General features: G+C 56.5%; 16 protein-coding genes. 12 read left to right on the plus strand and 4 right to left on the minus strand.

The window, feature by feature from the left end:
• Positions 1-20 precede the first annotated feature (20 nt).
• The 3 genes from CVE23_RS07085 to metG all read right to left on the minus strand — a co-directional run bounded on the left by CVE23_RS07085 (position 21) and on the right by metG (position 4129).
• A complete protein-coding gene (locus CVE23_RS07085; protein ID WP_038918348.1) occupies positions 21-1097 on the minus strand; it encodes a sugar ABC transporter substrate-binding protein in 1077 nt (358 codons plus the stop codon).
• Positions 1098-1336: 239 nt separating this feature from the next.
• On the minus strand, positions 1337-1768 hold the full coding sequence (locus CVE23_RS07090) for a VirK family protein (RefSeq protein ID WP_038918349.1): 432 nt from the start codon (positions 1766-1768) through the stop codon (positions 1337-1339).
• Positions 1769-2095: 327 nt separating this feature from the next.
• Positions 2096-4129: a methionine--tRNA ligase gene (gene metG, locus CVE23_RS07095; RefSeq protein ID WP_100849172.1), complete on the minus strand. Its 2034-nt coding sequence runs from the start codon at positions 4127-4129 to the stop codon at positions 2096-2098.
• Between the two features lie 298 nt (positions 4130-4427).
• Here metG and apbC point away from each other — a divergent pair, with 298 nt between their 5' ends.
• From apbC to asmA, 4 genes are all read left to right on the plus strand, one after another.
• The gene (gene apbC / locus CVE23_RS07100) at positions 4428-5537 is read left to right on the plus strand and encodes an iron-sulfur cluster carrier protein ApbC (protein WP_038918351.1); all 1110 of its coding nucleotides are present in this window, start codon (positions 4428-4430) and stop codon (positions 5535-5537) included.
• Positions 5538-5824: 287 nt separating this feature from the next.
• Positions 5825-6466, plus strand: a complete 642-nt coding sequence (gene udk, locus CVE23_RS07105) for a uridine kinase (RefSeq protein ID WP_038920850.1) — start codon at positions 5825-5827, stop codon at positions 6464-6466.
• Positions 6467-6568: 102 nt separating this feature from the next.
• The gene (gene dcd, locus CVE23_RS07110) at positions 6569-7150 is read left to right on the plus strand and encodes a dCTP deaminase (protein ID WP_038660695.1); all 582 of its coding nucleotides are present in this window, start codon (positions 6569-6571) and stop codon (positions 7148-7150) included.
• 32 nt (positions 7151-7182) lie between these two features.
• Positions 7183-8997 carry an outer membrane assembly protein AsmA gene (gene asmA, locus CVE23_RS07115; RefSeq protein WP_100849173.1) on the plus strand — a complete coding sequence of 605 codons (1815 nt, stop codon included), beginning with the start codon at positions 7183-7185 and terminating at the stop codon, positions 8995-8997.
• Positions 8998-9135: 138 nt separating this feature from the next.
• Here asmA and CVE23_RS07120 read toward each other — a convergent pair whose 3' ends face one another.
• Positions 9136-10725: a TerC family protein gene (locus CVE23_RS07120; protein WP_038918353.1), complete on the minus strand. Its 1590-nt coding sequence runs from the start codon at positions 10723-10725 to the stop codon at positions 9136-9138.
• 1388 nt (positions 10726-12113) lie between these two features.
• Here CVE23_RS07120 and CVE23_RS07125 point away from each other — a divergent pair.
• The 8 genes from CVE23_RS07125 (at position 12114) to CVE23_RS07160 (ending at position 22456) form a co-directional block, all read left to right on the plus strand.
• On the plus strand, positions 12114-13250 hold the full coding sequence (locus CVE23_RS07125) for a polysaccharide export protein (RefSeq protein ID WP_038660683.1): 1137 nt from the start codon (positions 12114-12116) through the stop codon (positions 13248-13250).
• Positions 13251-13269: 19 nt separating this feature from the next.
• The gene (locus CVE23_RS07130; RefSeq protein ID WP_038918355.1) at positions 13270-13704 is read left to right on the plus strand and encodes an arsenate reductase/protein-tyrosine-phosphatase family protein; all 435 of its coding nucleotides are present in this window, start codon (positions 13270-13272) and stop codon (positions 13702-13704) included.
• 16 nt (positions 13705-13720) lie between these two features.
• Positions 13721-15892, plus strand: a complete 2172-nt coding sequence (gene wzc / locus CVE23_RS07135; RefSeq protein ID WP_038918356.1) for a tyrosine-protein kinase Wzc — start codon at positions 13721-13723, stop codon at positions 15890-15892.
• 289 nt (positions 15893-16181) lie between these two features.
• The gene (locus tag CVE23_RS07140) at positions 16182-17333 is read left to right on the plus strand and encodes a glycosyltransferase family 4 protein (protein ID WP_100849174.1); all 1152 of its coding nucleotides are present in this window, start codon (positions 16182-16184) and stop codon (positions 17331-17333) included.
• Positions 17334-17664: 331 nt separating this feature from the next.
• Complete coding sequence (locus CVE23_RS07145; protein ID WP_100849175.1) at positions 17665-18828, plus strand: glycosyltransferase; 1164 nt, start codon at positions 17665-17667, stop codon at positions 18826-18828.
• Positions 18829-19100: 272 nt separating this feature from the next.
• Positions 19101-20312, plus strand: a complete 1212-nt coding sequence (locus CVE23_RS07150) for a glycosyltransferase family 4 protein (RefSeq protein WP_038918359.1) — start codon at positions 19101-19103, stop codon at positions 20310-20312.
• A 112-nt stretch (positions 20313-20424) separates the two neighbouring features.
• Entirely contained in the window at positions 20425-21450 is a 1026-nt protein-coding gene (locus tag CVE23_RS07155) for a glycosyltransferase family 4 protein (RefSeq protein ID WP_100850421.1), read from the plus strand.
• Between the two features lie 88 nt (positions 21451-21538).
• Positions 21539-22456: a glycosyltransferase family 2 protein gene (locus tag CVE23_RS07160; protein ID WP_038660664.1), complete on the plus strand. Its 918-nt coding sequence runs from the start codon at positions 21539-21541 to the stop codon at positions 22454-22456.
• Positions 22457-22471 lie beyond the last annotated feature (15 nt).

Below are 22471 nucleotides of genomic sequence, written 5' to 3' on the forward strand. Positions count from 1 at the left end.
GCCTCCGTTATGACAGACCTTTATTTGTTTTTGGCTTCCAGTGTAGCAAACCACGGTGCAATAAAGTCAGTGGTCTGGCCCCAGCCAGGGATGATTTTCGCCAGTCCCGCCACGTTAACCGGGCCAGGCTGGCTCAGCAACAGCGCCTGCGGAATACTGGCGGCGCGGAATTCGTAGGTTGCCGGCGTCGGCTCGCCGGCGATCTTGTTGGCGACCAGACGCAGGTTGACCTTGCCGATCAGTTTCGGATCCACCGCCACGCTCACTTTCCACGGGCTGTTGGCTTCGCGCATCAGTTGCAAGTCCTGATTGGAAATATCGATGCTATACAGTTTGATTTCGGTGCGGCCGTTCTCTTTCAACGCCTTGTACGCGCCCTGACTGAAGGCATCCCAGGCGCCCCAGATGGCGTCAATCTTGCCTTTCGGGTATTTCGCCAGAATCGCGCCCACTTTATTGGCGGTATCGCCCTGCACGTCAGAGGAAACCGCGCCGATGGATTCCAGTTCTTTGATGCCCGGATTGTCTTTCAGGATCTGCTGGTAAGCCGTCTGACGGCGCTCCATCGGCGGGAAACCGGCTACCCACAGTTTGATGATGTTGGCTTTGCCGTTGAAATCCTTCACCAACTGACCCAGCGATTCGTTGGCCAACGAGGCATCGTCCTGCTGGGTAACGGTGACGCCCGGAATCGTGCGATCCACCGCGGTGTCAAACACCGCCACCTTGATGCCGCTGTCGACAATGTGCTGAATCAGTTCGGTGGAATAGGGTGCGCGGCCCTGCGACAGAATGATGCCGTCATATTTCTGGCTGATGGCCTGATTGACGAAGTCCTGAAATTTGGCGTCGTCGCCGTTGCTCAGGAAGGTGCTGACCTTGAATCCCAGCTTCTTGCCTTCTTCCAGCACGCCGGAAACGAACTGGGTGGTGTTGTCGTCCGAACCGAGATTACGGATCACGGCGATGCGCACCGGTCCCTGATGGTTGGCGATGGCAGTCGGAACCGGCGCGGCGGTAGCCGGCGTCTCCGCGGCCAGCGTGGAGAACGAGGCCGTCAGGCTCAGGGCCAGCAGTGCGACAGGGAATTTCTTCATGATCAATCCTCGGTGTTGTGAAATCAGGTTTGCCAGTTTTATGGATATCTTTATGTCTGGATGTCTATTTGAGTGATGAGGAATCATAGCGGGTAACGCCGCAGCGTGCAAAGGGGGCGAGTTATGTCTTTTAGGTTTAGCTTATAACTTTTCGTTCAATGAGATACGGCGGCAAACTGGCGGGGAACGTGCGGAAAAGAAACGCGCCCGACCAGCCGACCGGGCGCGTCTGGTAAGGCTTACTGCACGAAGAAACCGATATCCTGACCCAGTTTGCACAGGTAGCTCAGGGTATTGCCGCGCTGTTGCAGGCTGGGCAAGTTGTACATGTAGGTGGTGAAACGCACCGTGTTGTCCGGCTGGACCTGATAACGCATGAACTGCTGAATCGGCGTGCCGTCGTTGGCGACGGTGAAGTGCTCGTCGCTGAACGACAACGTGCCGCTGTCAATCAGGCGATACGCATTGATGTGCAGGCCGCCGCGGGTCTTGCTGGCTGGCGTGCCATCCTGCGGCGTACAGGCGGACAGGTCGATGGTGACATTGACGCTGCGCCCTTTATTCAGCGCAGTGATCACCTCATCAGCGCTTTTCAGCGATTTGGACGCCATAGCCGGCGCTGCGGCGGCAAGCAGGGCTGCGCTCAGCAGCAAAGGGGTAATTCGGGACATTCGATATTCCTCCATGATCGATGATAGGTCTGGCGTCGTGACCATCACGCACGGCGCGAAGGTGCAGGCCAACGCGCACGCAGCTGAGTGCATGGCGTGATAATCACGACCAGGCACTGTTTATCACGGCTGTGGCGAAAGCGCTATGCTGTTTATCCGAATAACGGCATGGTCAGAGGTGTGAGCAGCGTGAAGCAGGGAAAAGACGGCGTGGCGATGAAGCGGGGTCGTGGCGAGATCGTGCGCTGACGAAATGGTGCGTTGAAAAAATAGTGCGTTAACGAAGAGCACATCAGGCCGGGGTAAACCGGCCTGATGCGAGCAGGCTTACTTGATTTGCATCCCCGGCTGGGCGCCGCTGTCGGGACTCAGCAGGAAAATGTCTTTCCCGCCGGGGCCGGCGGCCATCACCATGCCTTCGGACACGCCAAAGCGCATTTTACGCGGCGCCAGGTTGGCGACCATCACCGTCAGGCGGCCTTCCAGCGCAGACGGATCCGGGTAAGCGGCGCGGATGCCGGAGAATACCTGACGGGGCTGGCCGCCCAGATCCAGCGTCAGACGCAACAGCTTGTCCGAGCCGTCCACCAGTTCGGCTTTCTGGATCAAGGCGACGCGCATGTCCACTTTATCGAAATCGGCGAAGTCGATGGTGTCCTGAATCGGGTTGTCGGCCAGCGGGCCGGATGCCGGTTTGGCGGCTGCCGCGGCGGCTTCTTCTTTGGAGGCCTCGACCATGCCCTGTACCTGCGCGATGTCGATGCGGTTGAACAGCGCCTTGAATGCGCCAACCTGATGGTTTGTCAGCGGCTGCGCCAGCGTGTCCCAGCGCAGTTCGCTCTGCAGAAACGCTTCGGCGCGCTCCGCCAGCGACGGCAGTACCGGCTTCAGGTAGGTCATCAGCACGCGGAACAGGTTGATGCCCATCGAGCAAATCGCCTGCAGGTCGGCGTCGCGGCCTTCCTGTTTGGCGACTACCCACGGCGCCTGCTCGTCGACATAGCGGTTGGCGAGGTCCGCCAGCGCCATGATTTCACGGACAGCCTTGCCGGATTCACGGCTGCTGTAGGCATCGGCGATGGTCTGCGCCGCGTCGATAAAGGTCTGATACAGCGCCGGATCCGCCAGTTGGTCGGCCAGTTTGCCGTCAAAACGCTTGTTGATGAAACCGGCGTTGCGCGAGGCCAGATTGACCACCTTGTTGACGATGTCGGCGTTCACGCGCTGCACGAAATCTTCCAGATTGAGGTCGATGTCATCAATACGGGAAGAGAGCTTGGCGGCGTAATAGTAACGCAGGCAGTCGGCATCCAGATGCTTCAGGTAGGTGTCGGCCTTGATAAAGGTGCCGCGCGACTTCGACATTTTGGCGCCGTTAACGGTTACATAGCCGTGCACGAACAGGTTGGTCGGCTTGCGGAAACCGCTGCCTTCCAGCATCGCCGGCCAGAACAGGCTGTGGAAGTAAACGATGTCCTTGCCGATGAAGTGGTACAGCTCGGTGCTGGAATCTTTACGCCAGAATTCGTCGAAGCTGAGGTCGCCGCGCTTGTCGCACAGGTTTTTGAACGACCCCATGTAGCCGATCGGCGCGTCCAGCCAGACGTAGAAATATTTGCCCGGCGCGTCCGGCACTTCGAAGCCGAAATAGGGCGCGTCGCGGGTGATATCCCACTGTTGCAGCCCGGCGTCGAACCACTCCTGCATCTTGTTGGCGACCTGCTCCTGCAACGCGCCGGAGCGGGTCCAGCTTTGCAGCATGTCGCTGAACGCCGGCAGGTCGAAGAAGAAGTGCTCGGATTCGCGCATCACCGGCGTGGCGCCGGATACCGCGGATTTCGGCTCGATCAGTTCGGTCGGGCTGTAGGTGGCGCCGCACACTTCGCAGTTGTCGCCGTACTGGTCCGGCGCCTTGCATTTCGGGCAGGTGCCTTTCACAAAGCGATCCGGCAGGAACATGCTTTTTTCCGGGTCGAACAGCTGGGAAATAGTGCGGTTCTTGATAAAACCGTTTTCCTTCAGCCGGCGGTAAATCAACCCGGACAACTCGCGGTTCTCCTCGCTGTGCGTGGAGTGGTAGTTGTCGTAGCTGATGTTGAACCCGGCGAAATCCTGCTGGTGTTCCTGACTCACCGTCGCAATCATCTGCTCCGGCGCCACACCCATCTGCTGCGCTTTGAGCATGATCGGCGTGCCGTGGGCGTCGTCCGCACAAATAAAGTGGACCTGACTGCCGCGCATTCGCTGGTAACGGACCCAGATATCCGCCTGAATGTGTTCGAGCATGTGGCCAAGGTGGATCGGACCGTTAGCATAAGGCAGCGCGCACGTTACCAAAATTTTGTTTGCGACTTGAGTCATAGTGGGGAACTTGCTTGTTGGTTGGTGAATGAATTAAGAAGGAGTCCTGATGTTACCCCATCGCGCCTTGATGCGTAAACCTTGGGGCGCGGCGGGCTCCAACAAAACCCGCTCTTCCGGCGTTATATAGCATTCTTCCCGCCTTATATAGCAGGAAGGCAAGGTTTGAGTGGCGCCGGGCGAGGGGCGGTTCCGCCGTTTTTTCAGCGTCGGGACATTGGCGATACACCCACGCGCGGGCGTTCTGCTATGCTAGGGCGGTTTTTATAACGACTTTAATTCAACTCAAGGAGCCGGGATGAACGATAAACTCCCTGCGCAAAACCCCGAGATGTTGCGCGCCATGGTAAACGGCGTGCTGTCCTCCTTTACGCACCCGACGCTGAAAAATAACCTGACCACGCTTAATGCGCTGCACCATTGCGCGCTGCTGGACGATGTGTTGCATATCGAACTGACCATGCCGTTTGTCTGGCTGAGCGGCCTGACGGCTCTGAAAGACAGCGTCAGCGAAGAATTGCTGCGCCTTTGCGGCGCGCGTGAAGTGGAATGGCGCTTGACCCATAACATCGCCACGCTGCGCCGCGTCAACAATCAGGCGGGCGTCAAGGGCGTGAAGAACATTATCGCCGTCAGTTCCGGCAAGGGTGGCGTCGGCAAGTCCAGCACCGCGGTGAACATGGCGCTGGCGCTGGCGGCCGAAGGGGCCAATGTCGGCATTCTGGACGCGGATATCTACGGGCCGTCCATCCCGACCATGCTGGGCGCGGCCAGCGAGCGGCCGACCTCGCCGGACGGGCAGCACATGGCGCCGATCATGGCGCACGGTGTTGCCACCAACTCCATCGGCTATCTGGTTACCGACGATAACGCTATGGTGTGGCGCGGGCCGATGGCCAGCAAGGCGTTGCTGCAACTGTTGCAAGATACGTTGTGGCCGGATCTGGATTATCTGGTGCTGGACATGCCGCCGGGTACCGGCGACATCCAGCTCACGCTGGCGCAGAACGTGCCGGTCACCGGCGCGGTGGTGGTGACCACCCCGCAGGATATCGCGCTGGTGGATGCGATGAAGGGCATCGTGATGTTCGAGAAGGTCAAGGTGCCGGTGCTGGGCATCGTGGAGAACATGAGCGTGCACATCTGCAGCAACTGCGGTCATCTGGAGCCGATTTTCGGTACCGGCGGCGCGCAGAAGCTGGCGGAAAAATACCACTGCGCCTTACTGGGCCAGTTGCCGCTGCACATTTCGCTACGCGAGGACCTGGATCGCGGCGAACCGACCGTGGTCAGCCAGCCGGACAGCGAGTTCACCCAGTTGTACCGCGAACTGGCGGGGCAGGTGGCGGCCCAGCTGTACTGGCAGGGCGAGGTGATCCCGACGGAGATCGCGTTCCGCGCGGTGTGATCTCGTCCGGCGGATACCGTGATTCGGCGCGGTATCCGCTGTCTTTGGCATCCGGCGGCATATGGCGGTCGGATGCCGTGCGCACCGATAGCATAAGCCCGCGTAATACTGGCGCGAATCGTGCTAACTCCCTATAATTGCCGCGTCCAGACACCTCAGGCTGTGTCCCGCAATGAATCATGCATGCTGCTGATGGCTATCCTTCGGCGCACAACCCGGCGTAAGCCGCGTCCGAACAGTCTGGTATGTCCCCCTCCTTATTTTTTGTTAATCAGGTCTTTATTGCCATGACTGATAAGTCTCGCCAGTGTGTCATCATCGGGATTGCCGGCGCGTCCGCATCCGGAAAAAGTCTTATTGCCAGCACCCTGTACCGCGAATTGCGCGATCAGGTGGGTGATGAACACATTGGCGTCATCCCGGAAGACAGTTACTACAAGGATCAATCCCACCTGACCATGGAAGAACGGGTCAAAACCAACTACGACCACCCCAGTTCGATGGATCACAACCTGCTGCTGCAACATCTGCAAATGCTTAAGGCCGGTCAGCCGATCGCGTTGCCGCAGTACAGCTATGTACAGCATACGCGTTTGCAGGAAACGCTGCATATGGCGCCGAAAAAGGTGATTATTCTTGAAGGTATTCTGCTGTTGACCGATGCCCGGCTGCGTGAAGAACTGAATTTTTCCATTTTTGTCGATACCCCGCTGGATATCTGCCTGATGCGCCGTATGCGCCGCGATGTTAATGAACGCGGCCGTTCGATGGATTCCGTGATGGAGCAATACCAGAAAACGGTGCGCCCGATGTTTCTGCAGTTCATCGAACCGTCCAAGCAATATGCGGACATCATCGTGCCGCGCGGCGGCAAGAACCGCATCGCCATTGATATTCTGAAGGCGAAAATCAGCCAGTTCTTTGAGTAGGCTGTTCGTTAAGAAAACCCTTAAAGCAGGTGGAGCCGGCATGGCATTTCCGGCGCTGCTGTGGCAGTTTGATCACCTGCGAGAGTCTGACTGGAGAAGATGATGAGACTGTGCGACCGTGACATTGAAACCTGGCTGGACGACGGCCGGCTGTCGATTACGCCGCGTCCCCCGATCGAGCGGATTAACGGCGCCACGGTGGACGTGCGGCTGGGTAATCAGTTCCGGGTGTTTAGCGGTCACACCGCCGCATTCATTGATCTGAGCGGGCCGAAGGACGAAGTCAGCGCCGCGCTGGACCGCGTAATGAGCGATGAAATCAATCTGGCGGAAGGCGACGCGTTTTTCCTGCATCCGGGAGAACTGGCGCTGGCGGTGACGCTGGAGTCGGTCACGCTGCCGGATAATCTGGTGGGCTGGCTGGACGGCCGCTCTTCGCTGGCGCGTCTGGGGCTGATGGTGCATGTCACCGCCCACCGCATCGATCCGGGATGGCAGGGTCGCATCGTGCTGGAGTTTTACAACTCGGGCAAACTGCCGCTGGCGCTGCGTCCCGGCATGATTATCGGCGCGCTGAGTTTTGAACCGCTCTCCGGTCCCGCCGCGCGTCCGTATAACCGACGTGAAGACGCGAAATACAAGGACCAGCAGGGCGCGGTGGCAAGCCGGATTGACAAAGACTAGCTGGGCCAGGTACGACAGCGAACGAGGATGGCATGAGAAGACTGTTTACCACGCTGGTGATTCTGCTGGTGGTGCTGGCGGCAGGCATGACGGCGCTGGTGGTGTTGATTAACCCGAACGATTTCCGGGCCTATATGGTGCGGCAGGTTGAGGCGCGTACGGGCTACCGCTTGAATCTGGATGGCGACTTGCGCTGGCATGTCTGGCCGCAACTGAGCATTTTGTCCGGCAGCCTGTCGGTGAGCGCGCCGGGCGCGGCCGCACCGGTGATCAGCGCTGAGAATATGCGGCTGGACGTAAAACTCTGGCCGTTGTTGTCGCATCAACTGGAAGTGAAGCAGGTGATGCTCAAAGGCGCGGTGATTCGCCTGACGTCCGACAGCGAAGCGCGGGTGGCAGGTCCGGTGCCGATTGCGCCGGGCGGGATGTCGTCGCCGGAGCCGGAGAACCAGTGGCGTTTTGATATCAACCGGGTGGAAGTGGCGGACAGCCTGCTGGTGTTCCAGCGCGGAAACGCGCCGGTTCTGAATGTTCGCGACATCAACCTGACGATGGAGAGCGACAGCGCCCGGCAGGTGCGGGTGTCGCTCTCCAGCCGTTTTAACCGTGACCAGCGTGATTTGTCGTTCTCGCTTAACGCCATGCTGGATATGCAGAACTACCCGCAGCAGATCGGCGCCGATATCGGCAGCGTCAGTTACCAGTTGCAGGGCGCGGGGCTGCCGACGGAGGGCATCAGCGGCAAAGGAACGATTCGCGGCAGTTATCAGCGTCAGCCGGAGAAACTGGCCATCAGCCAGTTTGCCCTTAGCGCCAATAGCAGCCAGCTGAACGGTTCGTTGTCCACCACCTTCGGCGTCACGCCGGAGTACGTGCTGGATCTGCAGTCGGAAAAACTGGATCTGGACGCGTTGCTGGGGTTGACGCACGCCGCTTCGTCCAGCGACGGCGGCGACAAAACGGTAATCGCCAAACCGGTGTTTTCACACGATCAGCCGCCGGAGCCTTATCAGGGGCTGCGCAGCTCCATTGCCAACGTATCGGTGACCGCCAATACGCTGGTTTACCACGGCATGACGGTCAACCAGTTCAGCCTGAAGGGCAGCAATCAGCGCGGCAAAGTCAGGGTTACCGACTTCAGCGGCCAGGTGGGGGAAGGGCGCTTCTCATTGCCGGGGTCGATGGATGTAGGGGCGTCGCCGGCTATCGCCATTCAACCCACCCTGAAATCAATGGAGCTGTCGACGTTGCTGCCGCTGTTCGGGTTGCCTGACGGTTTGCAGGGCAAACTCAGTCTGCAAGGGCGGCTGAGCGGCGACGACCTGTCGCGGCAGGCGCTGCTCTCACAATGGCGGGGAACGGCGTCGGTGCAGTTCGACCAACTGCGGCTGTCGGGGCTGAACGTCCAGCAGTTGATCCAGCAGGCGGCGGCGCGCAGCAACAGCGGTATCCAGACGCCGGACGATTATGCCCGCTATACCGATATTCGGCAGATGAACGGCGAAGCGACGCTCAACGCCGGCAAGCTGGAGTTGCAGTCACTGTCCGGGCAGTCTGAGGCATTGACGGTCAACGGCGACGGTCAGTTCGACTTGCCCGCCCAGCGTTGCGACATCAATCTGGATGTGCGCGTAACGCAGGGGTGGAAAGGGGATAGCCAACTGGTGCAACTGCTGCAGGATACTCCCATCCCGTTCCGTCTGTACGGCGAATTCGGCAATCTGAACTACCAGTTGCAGATCGAGCAGTTGCTGCGCAAGCGGCTGCAGGACGAGGTGAAAAAACGTCTGAATGACTGGGCTGAGAAAAATCAACCGGCGTCAAAAACCCCGGCGCCGAACATGTGACGGGTATGCATGTAGCGCGCATGGCGTGCTTTCAGTGAAAAGGCATTCAGTAAAATACAGGCAGTGAAAAAGCAAAGGCGGCCGTGGCCGCCTTTGTTGTACATGCGTGGTTGTACATGCGTGCCGGTGATACCCCGATCACACCTCATAATCCGGCTGCGGATGGGGTTCCGGAATAATCAGCACCTTCACGATGCGGTGGCTTTCCACGGTCAGTACCCGGAACAGGGTGTTGTCGATTCGCACCTCATCGCCCTCCTGCGGGATTTTCTGCGCATACTCCATCAGCAAGCCGGCCAGCGTGTGGTATTCGCGCTTTTCATTCAGTTGCAACGGGATATACATCAGTAAATCCTCGACCGGCAGATAGCCGTTGGCGGTCAGGGTGCCGTCTTCGTTTTCCTGAATATCATGGCGGGCGTCCAGCTCTTCCCCTTCCAGCGGCAGATTGCCGGCGATGGTTTCCATGACATCGCTCAGGGTGACAATTCCTTCGACGGAGCCGAATTCATCGGCCACAAAGGCAAAGTGAGTGTGCGCTTCACGGAACTGCTCCAGCGCGGACAGCAGCGACAATTGCTCCGGAAACACCAGCGGCTGGCGGATCAGCGCGCGCAGATTCAGCGCTTGCCCGTGCAACTGTTGACGCAGCAAATCGATCACGTGCACCACGCCCAGCGGTTCGCTGGAAACGTGGCTGTCGAACATCACCAGCCGGGTGTGCTGATTCTTTTCCATCAGTTCGTGGAAGTCCGCCGGGTCGATGTTGACGTCCACGTGTTCGATATCGTGGCGGATGGTCATGATGCTGCTGACGGAACGCTGCGACATGCCGAGCACGCGCTCGATCATGCGCTGTTCCTGCTGGTTGAACACCGGCTGGCCGATGCCGCCGGTGTTATCCGCCACCCGGTCGGCGGCCTGTTTGTCCAGCTCCGCTTCCTCATGTTCACCGCGCAGCAATCGCAATACCGCTTCGGCCGTACGCTGGCGTAACGGGGTCGAAGAAGAGAGAAAACGTCGACGGTTGAACTGCGCCAACTGGTTGAGCATCTCGATCATGACTGAGAAACCAATGGCAGCGTAGAGGTAACCTTTTGGAATCGGGTAGCCGAAAGCGTCCGCAACCAGGCTGAAGCCGATCATCAGCAGGAAGCTCAGGCACAGGATCACAATGGTGGGATGCGCGTTGACGAAACGCGTCAGAGGCTTGCTGGCCAGCAGCATCAGGCCGATGGCGATAGTGACCGCCGCCATCATGACCGGCAGGTGCTCGGTCATACCGACCGCGGTAATCACCGAGTCCAGCGAGAACACGGCGTCCAGCACCACAATCTGCGCGACTACCGGCCAGAAACGCGCGCCCTTGCGTTGGGTTTGCTGCGCCTGGTCTTTGCCCTCCAGCCGTTCATTCAGCTCCATGGTGGCTTTGAACAGCAGGAACAGCCCGCCCACCAGCATAATCAGATCACGCGCGCTGAACGGGTGTCCGTAAACGGTAAACAACGGGTGAGTCAGCGAGACCAGCCAGGAGATGGACGACAGCAGTACAAACCGCATCAGCAAGGCCAGCAATAACCCGACAACTCGCGCCCGATCCCGGGACTTTTCCGGTAACTTCTCCGCCAGAATGGCGATAAAGACCAGGTTGTCGATACCCAATACCAGTTCCAAAACCACCAGCGTGGCCAGACCGGCCCAAATTGTTGGATCAGCGATCCATTCCATAGGCTGAATTCACCTTTTTCTTTATCAGGTTGATAGTTGCATAGCGTATCAGGCGTTGCGTCGCTCAACCATAACGCGACCGATCGTGATTGACTGATATCAAATTGCGAAGCGTCGGCGCCCGCCTTTTCCGCGTGAGTGAGATCACATGATTTTCAGCAAGATGGAAAGCATTGCAGTACGTTTTGAGAAATCAAAAAAGCATCGATCAGGTTAAAAAATAACCCATTCCATTAAGGTGATGCATTATATGCCAAATCCGAGAGGCGAGCGGAAAATTACCCCTTTTCCTGGCTATTTAATAAGCCCATTAATGCGTTAACAAAATTATTATATGAAAATGAAATATTTATTAAGATGTCTCTGATATAAATAACTTTTTGTTTATTAATGATAAAAATATCTTTGCTCATAAGAAAAACTGCATGGATTGTTAGTATTTTTCCGAAAAAAAACACCAGGAAGATATTTGTCTTGTTATAAGCAAATATTTTTTACTACTCTCCGGTGTGGCGATATTGACACAACTTTAAAAATATTTAATTCGAAACTTTAGTGTCATTAATGTTTTTGCAAGCCATTTTTACGAGTCAGTTATGACGAGTCACAGCAATAGCTGGGCGAGTCTGAAACGAAAACGGGACAGCGAGTTGGTAGCTACGAGCCAAGGGCGGTAGCGTACCTGATGCGATTCACCCGACAGCCGCGAGCTGTGTTTCAGACCATGCCCTCCAGGACGTTGAAACCGTTCAGCCGCCGGTATTCAGGCCTTAGCGCCTGTTTGACGATGAGCGAAACGGCAACGATGTCAACGGATCCACCGTGAATTCCTGACGTGTGGGCTGTCTGTTACTCACTTGACTGAAAGGCGATGGCAAAGGATGTTAAACCCGACACTGACGTTCAGACCGCAGGTACAACCAGCGGCATTCCCCCTGACCGGCGCTTCGCCCGCGCCCGCGTCGCCTTTTTTTGCCCGCAGCAACGATTTTGCCTACAGCAACGACGATGTAACCGCGCAGCCTGACGAAACGGGTCGCCATCAACCGACCCATGCTGACGCTATTCCCCCTTTCCAAACCAAAACGCATGCCTATGGCTCGCGACGGCCTGGCTTTGTCTCCATTTGGGCGATAAACCCTGAGTCACGTTCCGGCCGGAGACTTCTCACCTGAAATAACACTTTCTTATTTCCGTTTGAATATTTTAACGATGTTGAAGGTGATTTTGGTTATAAATCTTTGGATTTTTGGGCGGGGTGAAAACATTTTCAAGCAAATCATTAGGGATCAACGCATTGCGGAGCGAAATCGGATCGTCCAATGCGCTATCGATCGGGCAGTACCGCTCTTTGTTTCTCACTTTACTGAAAAGCGATGGCATAAAGGATGTTAAAACCAACACTGAAAGTTATACCGCTGATGTTGTCGGCGACATTCCTGGCTGGCTGTACGCTGGTACCAGGTACGCACCTTTCTACCAGTGGAAAAGAGGTCGTAGAACAACCGGATGATGATTTCAACATCAATAAGCTGGTCAATATTTATCCTGTCACCCCGTTGCTGATAGAGAAAATGCGCCTGCGACCGGCGATTGCCCAGAATAACCCGTCGCTGGATGCGGAGCTGAAACGCTACGAATACCGTATTGGCATCGGCGACGTTTTGATGGTTACCGTCTGGGATCACCCGGAACTGACCACGCCGGCGGGGACCTACCGCACCGCCGCCGACACCGGTAACTGGGTTCACTCGGACGGCACCATTTTTTACCCCTACATCGGCAAGTTGCGCGTTGTGGACAAAACCTTGACCGAGGTGCGCGAGGAAATCATGCGCCGTCTGGCGCAGTACATCGAATCGCCGCAGGTGGAAGTGAGCATTGCCGCGTTCCGATCGCAAAAAGCCTATGTGACCGGGGAAGTGGTGCGTTCGGGTCAGCAACCGATCTCCAACGTGCCGTTGACCATTCTGGACGCGATCAACAACGCGGGCGGGCTAAGCGAGTTTGCCGACTGGCGCAATCTGGTGCTGACGCATAACGGTAAAGACGAGCGCATTTCCCTGCAGGCGCTGATGCAGAACGGCGATTTGTCCCAGAACCGCCTGCTGTATCCCGGCGACATCCTGTTCGTGCCGCGCAACGATGACCTGAAAGTGTTCGTGATGGGGGAGGTGAACAAGCAGTCCACCCTCAAGATGGACCGCAGCGGCATGACGCTGACCGAAGCGTTGGGCAGCGCCGAAGGGATGAACCAGATGGTGGCCGACGCCACCGGCGTGTTTGTTATCCGACCGCTGCGAGGTACGCAAGGGCCGAAGCTGGCCAACATTTATCAGCTCAATACCAAAGACGCGACCGCGTTGGTGATGGGCTCCGAATTTCCGCTGCAACCGTATGACGTGGTGTATGTCACCTCGGCGCCGGTCGCGCGCTGGAACCGCCTGATTTCGCAACTGGTGCCGACCATCAGCGGGTTTAACGACTTGAGCGAAGGCAGTCTGCGCGTTCGTACCTGGCCGTAGCCGTAGGGGGGACGTGTCGATGTTCAACAGTATTCTTGTGATTTGCGAGGGCAATATCTGTCGCTCACCGACCGGCGAGCGCCTGTTACAGCAGGCATTGCCGGGGAAAACGGTGACATCCGCCGGCTGGCGGGCGATGGACGGAAAACCTGCCGATGAAACGGCCAGCCTGGTGGCCGCCGAACACGGTCTGTCGCTGGATGGGCATGTCGCGCGCCAGTTGACCGGATCGCTGTGCCGGCATTACGACCTGATTCTGGTGATGGAAAAGGCGCACATTGATGCCGTGTGCCGTTTCTCACCGGAAGTACGCGGGAAAACGCTGCTGTTCGGGCACTGGCTTAACCAGCAGGAGATTACCGACCCGTACCGCAAAAGCCGGGAAGCCTTTGAGTTTGTGTATACCCAACTTGAACAATCTGCCCGCAAGTGGGCGCAGGCGCTGAGCCGTTAACCAGTCAGGGATTACGATGTCAGAGAGAATTGCCGTGAAAACATCTGAAGCGGACAAGGCGGATGAAATTGACCTGGGGCGTTTACTGGGAACCGTGCTGGATCACCGCTGGCTGATTATCAGCATCACCACCATCTTTACCATGCTGGGCATCCTGTATGCGCTGCTGGCGACGCCGGTGTATCAGGCGGATGCGATGGTGCAGGTGGAACAGAACGTCAGCGATTCGCTAATGAACGATATTTCCAAGGTCTTGCCGGATACCAAGCCGCAGTCCGCGCCTGAAGTCGAACTGCTCCGCTCCCGCATGGTGGTAGGAAAGACCGTACAGGATCTGGAACTGGATACCGAGGTGGAGCAGAAGTATTTCCCGCTGGTGGGCAAAGGTATCGCCCGGCTGAAGGATGAAGAGCCCGCCCGGATCGCCGTCTCACGCCTGTCGGTGCCGGACATCTGGCTGGATGAAAAAATGACCGTGACCATCCAGGACGGAGGGAAATATCGTTTTACCGCCGGTAAGGACGCCGAGTTTATCGGTCACATCGGGCAACTGGAGTCTCACGGCGGTTTCAATCTGCTGATCAGCGACACCAACGCCGCGCCGGGAACGGTGTTTTCGGTCAGGAAAAAGAACATGCTGACCGCGATCAACGACATTCTGAGCGAACTGGCGGTGGCGGATAAAGGCAAGGATACCGGCGTACTGCAACTGACGCTGGAAGGCAGCGACCCGACGCTGGTAAGAAAAACGCTGGCCAGCATCAGCGACAACTACCTGCAACAGAATGTGGACCGTAAGTCGGAAGAGGCGGCCAGAAGCCTGGTGTTCCTGAAAGAGCAGTTGCCGCTGGTACGCGCGTCGCTGGAGACGGCGGAAGACAAACTGAATAAGTACCGTCAGCAAAAAGATTCGGTGGATCTGTCGCTGGAAGCCAAATCGGTGCTGGACACGATAGTGGATGTCGAATCTCAGCTTAACCAACTGACCTTTCGTGAGGCGGAAATCTCCAAGCTGTATACCCGCGAGCATCCCGCCTACCGGGCGTTGATGGAAAAGCGCGTCACGCTGGAAAAGGAGCGCGACAACCTGAATCGGCGCGTCAGCAGCATGCCGAAAACCCAGCAGGAGATTGTACGGCTGACGCGGGATGTGAATGTCGGGCAGGAAGTGTATGTCCAGTTGATGAATAAGCAGCAGGAACTGAGCATCAACAAGGCCAGTACCGTCGGCAATGTGCGCATCATCGACCCGGCGGTGGTCCAGCTGAAACCGGTGAAACCGAAAAAGACGTTGGTGATTCTGCTGGCTGCGATGTTGGGTGGGGTGGCCTCCGTCGGGTTCGTGTTGCTGAAAACCCTGTTGCACCGCGGTATCGAAAGCCCGGAACAGCTGGAAGAACTGGGTATTAATGTGTACGCCAGCGTGCCCTTGTCGGAATGGCAACAGAAGAAAGACAGGGAGTTCGCCAGCAAGAACCGCAAGCGCAATACCCGCTCCGACTCCCTGCTGGCGGTGGGCAACCCGGCCGATCTGGCGATCGAAGCTATCCGCAGCCTGCGCACCAGCCTGCATTTCGCGATGATGGAAGCGAAAAACAATGTCCTGATGATCTCCGGCGCCAGTCCGGGGATCGGCAAGTCCTTCGTCAGCGCCAACCTGGGCGCGGTGATCGCCCAGGCCGGGCAGCGGGTGCTGATCGTCGACTGCGATATGCGTAAAGGTTACGCCCACCACCTGATGGGGGCGACGCCTGAGAAAGGGCTGTCGGACATCCTGTCCGGGCAGGTCGATGCGCAGCAGGCGCTGCGACCGACCGCGGTGGACAACCTGTTTTTTATCCCGCGCGGCCAGATCCCGCCCAATCCGTCGGAGCTGCTGATGCACAGCAACTTTACCGCGTTTGTCGACTGGGCCGTCCGTCAGTTCGATATCGTGCTGCTGGATACACCGCCGATTCTGGCGGTGACCGACGCGGCGATTATCAGCCGACAGGCTGGGACATCGCTGCTGGTGGCGCGGTTTGAGATGAACACGCCGAAAGAGGTAGAGATCAGTATCCGACGCTTTGAGCAGAACGGCGCGTCGATCAAAGGGGTGATCCTGAATGCGGTGATCCGCCGGGCGCTGAGTTACTACAGCTATGGATATGACTCATATCAGTACTCTTACGGAGCGGATAAAAACTAGCTCCGCTGATGAGTAGAAGAAGCAGGATGAATAGAAGAAGCAGGATGTTTGCAAGGCCGGATTTACAAGGATGGATGTGAAAAACAGCGAGTCAATGATGGTGACTGACACGCGCTAACGGGTAAGGGAAGTCGCGGTAAAGGCAGTGGAAATAGCTGTAGAGATAGCTGGTGTTATGCCGGAGTGCACGCCAGCCGCATCTCTGCCCTCGGGGAGGGCGTGCTGGTCCATTTCGCAGAAACGGAAATGGGTCCCTGAACATAAAGAATTAAAAACAAGGATAGATAATATGAAGATCATGATTATCAATACCTTATATCACCCTTATAAAGTGGGTGGGGCTGAAGTCTCGGTCCAGCTTCTGGCCGAAACGCTGGTGCAACGCGGACACCAGGTACAGGTGTTATGCCTGACGCCTGATCCGCATCGCAGCGAGCAGGTAATTAACGGCGTGTCGGTGTGTTATCTGCCGCTGGCGAACAGCTACTGGCCGTTTGATGGTCAGAAGCACTCTTCCAGCCAGAAAATACGCTGGCACCTGAAGGACTACTACAACCGTGACATGCGCATGGCGGTGATGCAGGAAATTCAGGCGTTTTCGCCCGATATCGTTCACACCAATAACATTGCCGGGTTCTCCGTGTCGGTCTGGTCGGCGGCGAAAGCCTGCGGGGTGAAAATTCTGCATACCAGCCGGGATTACTACCTGTTTCACCACAACGCGACCCTGTTTTCCGCTGGTCAGAATCAGGATCCCGATGCGGCGGGCATTCGCCTGATGTCGGCGGTGAAAAAACGGTTCAGTCGTCTGGTGGACGGTTATGTCGGCATCAGCCAGTTTATCTGCGAGATGCACCGGGAGGCCGGGTTTTTCCCCAACGCGCACCATGCGTTTATTTACAACACGGTGCCGGCGGTGGACGACGCCGGAGAGAACGAACCGAGCGAAGACGATGTCAGGCGGATCGGTTTTATCGGTAAGTTTTCGCCAGAGAAGGGGTTCGATGACTTCTGCGCGCTGGCCCGACACTACCGCAACCGCTCCGGCTATGTCTTTTATGCCGCGGGGCGCATCACGCAGGATAACCCGCTGGTAGAAGAAGCGCGCCAGAGCGGGGTGATTCTGCTGGGGTTTGTCAGTCTGGAGGACTTCATGCGGCGGGTGGATGTGGTGGTGCTGCCGGTGAAATGGCATGAACCGTTCGGCCGGGTGGTGGTGGAAAGCATCTTCCATGGAAAAGTGGTGCTGACCAACCGGATGGGAGGCGTCGGCGAGCTGGCCTCTTTATTACCGAACATCTATTTCATGGAAGAGACCTCGGTGGATGAGGAAGTGGAAAGGCACGCCGAGCCGCTTTGCCCCGAGATGCTGGCGCATTTTACCCCTGACCGGGTCGCGCAGGAGTACGAGCAGGCCTACAACAATGTGCTCGGCGCCTGATACGAAACGTGTTGATTGATGAAGTGAGGAAGAACCGGTGGACAAGACGCCATCTTGTCCCTGCCGACGGAGGAGGAAAGAGGAATACGCATAACGTGGCGCAGGACGCGACAGGGTTGCCATCAGGGACGTTGTCCTTAACGCATTGCTTATACGCTCTGGGTTAATACGGCTATAACACGATTTTGGGTGCGGAGACGGGCAGTCATGCCATCTGTGCCTGGCTGATGCATCCCGTATCTACCGGGGAGGCAACCCTCTCTGCCTGGGACAACAATCTGCCGGGGACAACAATCTGCCGGGGACAACAATCTGCCGGGGACAACAATGTATGCGAATTCTGATTATCAACACGTTGTACCACCCGTACAAAGTGGGTGGAGCTGAAGTGTCCGTGCAGTTGATGGCGGAAGCGCTGGCGCGGCGACAGCATCAGGTGCTGGTACTGTGCCTGACGCCGGAAAAACAGTGCAGTAACGAGGTTATTAACGGCGTTGCCGTGTGTTATGTGCCGCTGGCCAACTGCTACTGGCCGTTTGATGGCGAAAAAAAATCTTTCTTCCAGAAAGTACGCTGGCACCTGAAAGATTACTACAACGTTGATATGCGCCGCGCCGCGATGGAGGTTATCCGGACCTTCGCGCCGGATCTGGTGCATACCAACAATATCGCCGGATTTTCCGTGTCGGTCTGGTCGGCGGCGAAAGCCTGCGGGGTGAAAATTTTGCATACCAGCCGGGATTACTACCTGTTTCACCATAATGCGGCCCTGTTTCATCGAGGCCAGAATCAGGACCCGGAATCCATCCGCATTCGTCTGCTGTGCTGGCTGAAAAAGCGGTGCAGTCGTCTGGTGGACGGTTATGTCGGCATCAGCCGGTTTATTTTCGAACTGCATCGCAAAGCGGGTTTTTTTCCTAATGCGCGCCATTCATTTATTTACAACACGGTGCCGGCGGTGGAGTGCGTCGGGGATAGCTGCCTGGTTAAAGAGGATGTCAGGCGGATCGGTTTTATCGGCAAGTTTTCGGCGGAGAAGGGATTCGATGATTTTTGCACACTGGCCCGGCACTACCGTAATCGATCCGACTATGCCTTTTATGCTGCGGGGCGCATCACGCAGGATAACCCGCTGATCCAGGAAGCCAGAGACAGCGGCGTGACGCTGCTGGGGTTTATCAGCCTGGAAGATTTTATGCGGCAGGTGGATGTGGTGGTGCTGCCGGTGAAATGGCATGAACCGTTCGGGCGGGTGGTGGTGGAAAGCATCTTCCATGGAAAAGTGGTGCTGACCAACCGAATGGGAGGCGTCGCCGAACTGGCCGCGTTGTTGCCGAACATCTATTTCATGGAAGAGATCTCGGTGGATGAGGTGGTGAAGCGGCTCGCCGAACCGCTTTGCCCTGAAATACTGGCGCATTTTACTCCCGACCGGATCGCGCAGGAGTACGAGCAGGCCTACCACAACGTACTCAACGATAAGTTCGGCGCGTGAGGCGAAGTGGGAGTGATTGACGCAGACCCGTCGATTAAGGCGCGATGTTGTCCTTGTCGACGGGTTACCGAAAAAAGGAAACGCATAAAGCCGCACTGGCAATAACGGTGTCGCCACATCAAGGATGTTGTCCTTAACACATTGCTTTACATGCTCTGGGTTAGCACGGCTATGGTTATGACTTATAAGACTATTTTCTTGATGCGGAATAGGACGGCCACGCCGTCTGGTGCCTGAATAAGGCACCCCGTATTTGCCGGGGACAACTCTATATGCGAATTCTGATTATCAACACCCTGTACCACCCGTACAAAGTGGGTGGGGCCGAGGTGTCCGTGCAGTTGATGGCGGAAGCGCTGGTGCGACGACAGCATCAGGTGCTGGTACTGTGCCTGACGCCGGAAAACCAGCGTCGTGAAACGGTTATTAACGGTGTTGCCGTGTGCTATGTGCCGCTGGCCAACTGTTACTGGCCGTTTGATGGCGAAAAAAAATCTTTCTTCCAGAAAGTACGCTGGCACCTGAAAGATTACTACAACGTTGATATGCGCCGCGCCGCGATGGAGGTGATCCAGGCCTTCTCGCCGGATCTGGTGCATACCAACAATATTGCCGGATTTTCGGTATCGGTTTGGTCGGCGGCGAAAGCCTGCGGGGTGAAAATCTTGCATACCAGCCGGGATTACTACCTGTTTCATCACAATGTGACCCTGTTTCGCGGAGGAAAGAATCAGGATCCGGCGTCTGTGGGCATTCGTCTGATGTCCTGGTTGAAACGGCGGTGCAGCCGTCTGGTGGACGGTTATGTCGGCATCAGCCGGTTTATTTTCGAGTTGCATCGCAATGCGGGGTTTTTCCCCCAGGTATACCACGCGTTTATTTATGACATCGTGCTGGAAGCCGGTCAGACGCCAGAGCCAGCGACGACGGGGGAGGCCGGTAAGACGTTCAGGCGCATCGGCTTTATCGGCAAGCTGGCGGTGGAAAAGGGATTTGATGATTTCTGCGTACTGGCCCGGCATTACCGCGATCGTCCGGAGTATGCCTTTTATGCCGCGGGGCGCATCACGCCGGATAACCCGCTGGTGCAGGAAGCCCGGGACAGCGGCGTAACGCTGCTGGGGTTTGTCAGCCTGGAAGACTTCATGCAGCAGGTGGATGTGGTGGTGCTGCCGGTGAAATGGCATGAGCCGTTCGGTCGGGTAGTGGTGGAAAGCATCTTTTATGGAAAAGTGGTGCTGACTAATCGAGTGGGAGCGGTGAGCGAATTATCGTCCCTGCTGCCGAATATCTATTTTATGGAAGAGTGCTCGCTTGAAGAGGTCATAAATAAACATATCAAACCACTTGGTCCCGAAACATTACATGCATTTACACCTGACGCCATCGCCGGGGAATTTGAAAAGGTCTATGTGAAAATGCTTATACCCGAAAGCCGACGGCGCGATTTATTGCCCGCGGAATCAAACGGAATAAAAAAATAAGGAATACGGCTTTATGATTGGCTTATTTTTGGAATAAAGGAATCCGGAAACAATCACTGTCTTTTATTTAAACGGTTACACCATTCGGTGTAACCGGAAGGGGATGTCATTCATGTATGTGAATACACGTAATCTGCTGGGACATACTACCGGCGTGCAACGCTATACCAAAAAGATTATTGATTATATTTCCACTGTCGGCGTCAGGGTGGCATCAATACAGCCTGATAATATTATTTATGGCATGAAGGGACATTTGTGGGAGCAATTTTCTCTGCCGCGAAAAATTGCTTCGCGGGAAATATTGTGGTCTCCCTGTAATACGGGGCCGCTGCTGATTAAAAAACAAATCGTCACTATTCACGACACCGTGCCTTTTGATCATCCGGAATGGCTGAATAAGAAATTTGTCGCCTGGTATCAATTCATGCAGCCACGGCTGGCGAAAAAGGTGGAACACATCATCACCATTTCCGAATTTTCCAAGGAACGCATCATGCACCATTTGCGCGTGCCGGAGAGCAAGGTCTCGGTGATTTACAACGGCGTGGACGTGCTGCAGCCGGATGCCGACGGGAGTGCGACGGAAAAAAGCGCGCCGGTGGTGGACGGGGACTACCTGCTGTCGGTGGGCTCGCTGGAGCCGCGGAAGAATATTCCCAGATTAATCAAGGCATTTCTGCGTTTCAGACAGGAAAGCGGTTCCGACATCCGGCTGGTGATTGTGGGTAAGAAAGGCGTATCGCGGGTGTTCGGGGATGACGGCGCCGAAGCGCTGGTTGATAGCGAGGCGGTCATTTTTACCGGCCATGTCAGCGATGACGCGTTGGTGAGCCTGTACCAGCATGCGCGCGGCTTTTGCTACCCCTCGATGTACGAAGGGTTTGGGCTGCCGCCGCTGGAAGCGATGTGCTACGGGCTGCCGGTGCTGACCAGTAACACCACGTCAATGAAGGAACTGTGCGAACAGCGGGCGATTCTGGTCGACCCGCTGTCGGTGGAGTCCATCGCCGAGGGAATTCACCAATTGGTGACCGGTCAGGGTCCGGCTGGCATGCAGGAAAAGGGCGCGGCGTTCGCCCGGTCGCTGACATGGAAGCAGTGCGCATCTGAAACGTTACGCGTATTGGGGCACTGAAGCCGACGCGCTGTGTAGCGAAATCGACGACCGTTTTTTCACTTTGACGACTGTTTTTTCACTTTTCAGGTGTGCAAGAGAATCGAATATGAAAGTCAATTTTGTGGTTCCGGTTTATAACGGCGGTGAAATCTGGGAGCAATGCGCGGCGTCGCTGCATGCCTGCCTGACCGCCGAACAACTGCCGCCGCAGCAGGTGCTGGTGATTGATTCGTCGTCACGCGACAACTCGCGCGACGTGGCCGCTCGCTACGGTTTTCGGTGTCACACCATTACGTCCGCCGAATTTAACCACGGCGGCACGCGCAATCTCGGTGTGGCAATGAGCGACGGCGACGTGGTGGTGTTCCTGACCCAGGACGCCATTCCCCAGCACCATTTTATTTGTGAACTGCTGGCGGCGTTTGAGGACGAGCAGGTGGCGGTGGCTTACGGCCGCCAGTTGCCGCACGACGACGCCAATCCGCTGGCCTGCCATGCGCGCCGTTTCAATTACAGCACCAGCAGTCATGTACTGGGGCTGATGGACAAGTCGCACTATGGCATCAAGACGGTGTTTACCTCCAACTCGTTTGCGGCTTATCGGGCGAAAACCTTTCATGAACTGGGCGGATTTCCGTCCAACACTATTCTCAGCGAGGATATGTATCTGGCGGCTCAGGCGGTACTGGCCGGATACCGGGTGGCGTATGTGGCGGATGCGGCGGTCAAACATTCACACAACTATACGCCGGTGGAGGAGTTCAAGCGTTATTTTGATATCGGTGTATTTCACTGCGACGAAAAATGGATTAGGGAGGAATTTGGCGGCGCCGGCGGCGAAGGAAAGCGGTTTATTTTTTCCGAGCTCCGTTATCTCATGAAAGAAAATAACTATCTGTGGATCCCTCGTGCATGCGTGCACAATGCCCTGAAAATCGCAGGATATAAATTAGGGCAACATTATCGGAAAATACCTCATGGCTTAATCAGGAAACTGAGTATGCATAAAAGATTCTGGCAATAACTTCTACTCGTACAG

Origin of the sequence: Dickeya fangzhongdai, from assembly GCF_002812485.1 — a bacterium.
GTDB lineage: Bacteria > Pseudomonadota > Gammaproteobacteria > Enterobacterales > Enterobacteriaceae > Dickeya > Dickeya fangzhongdai.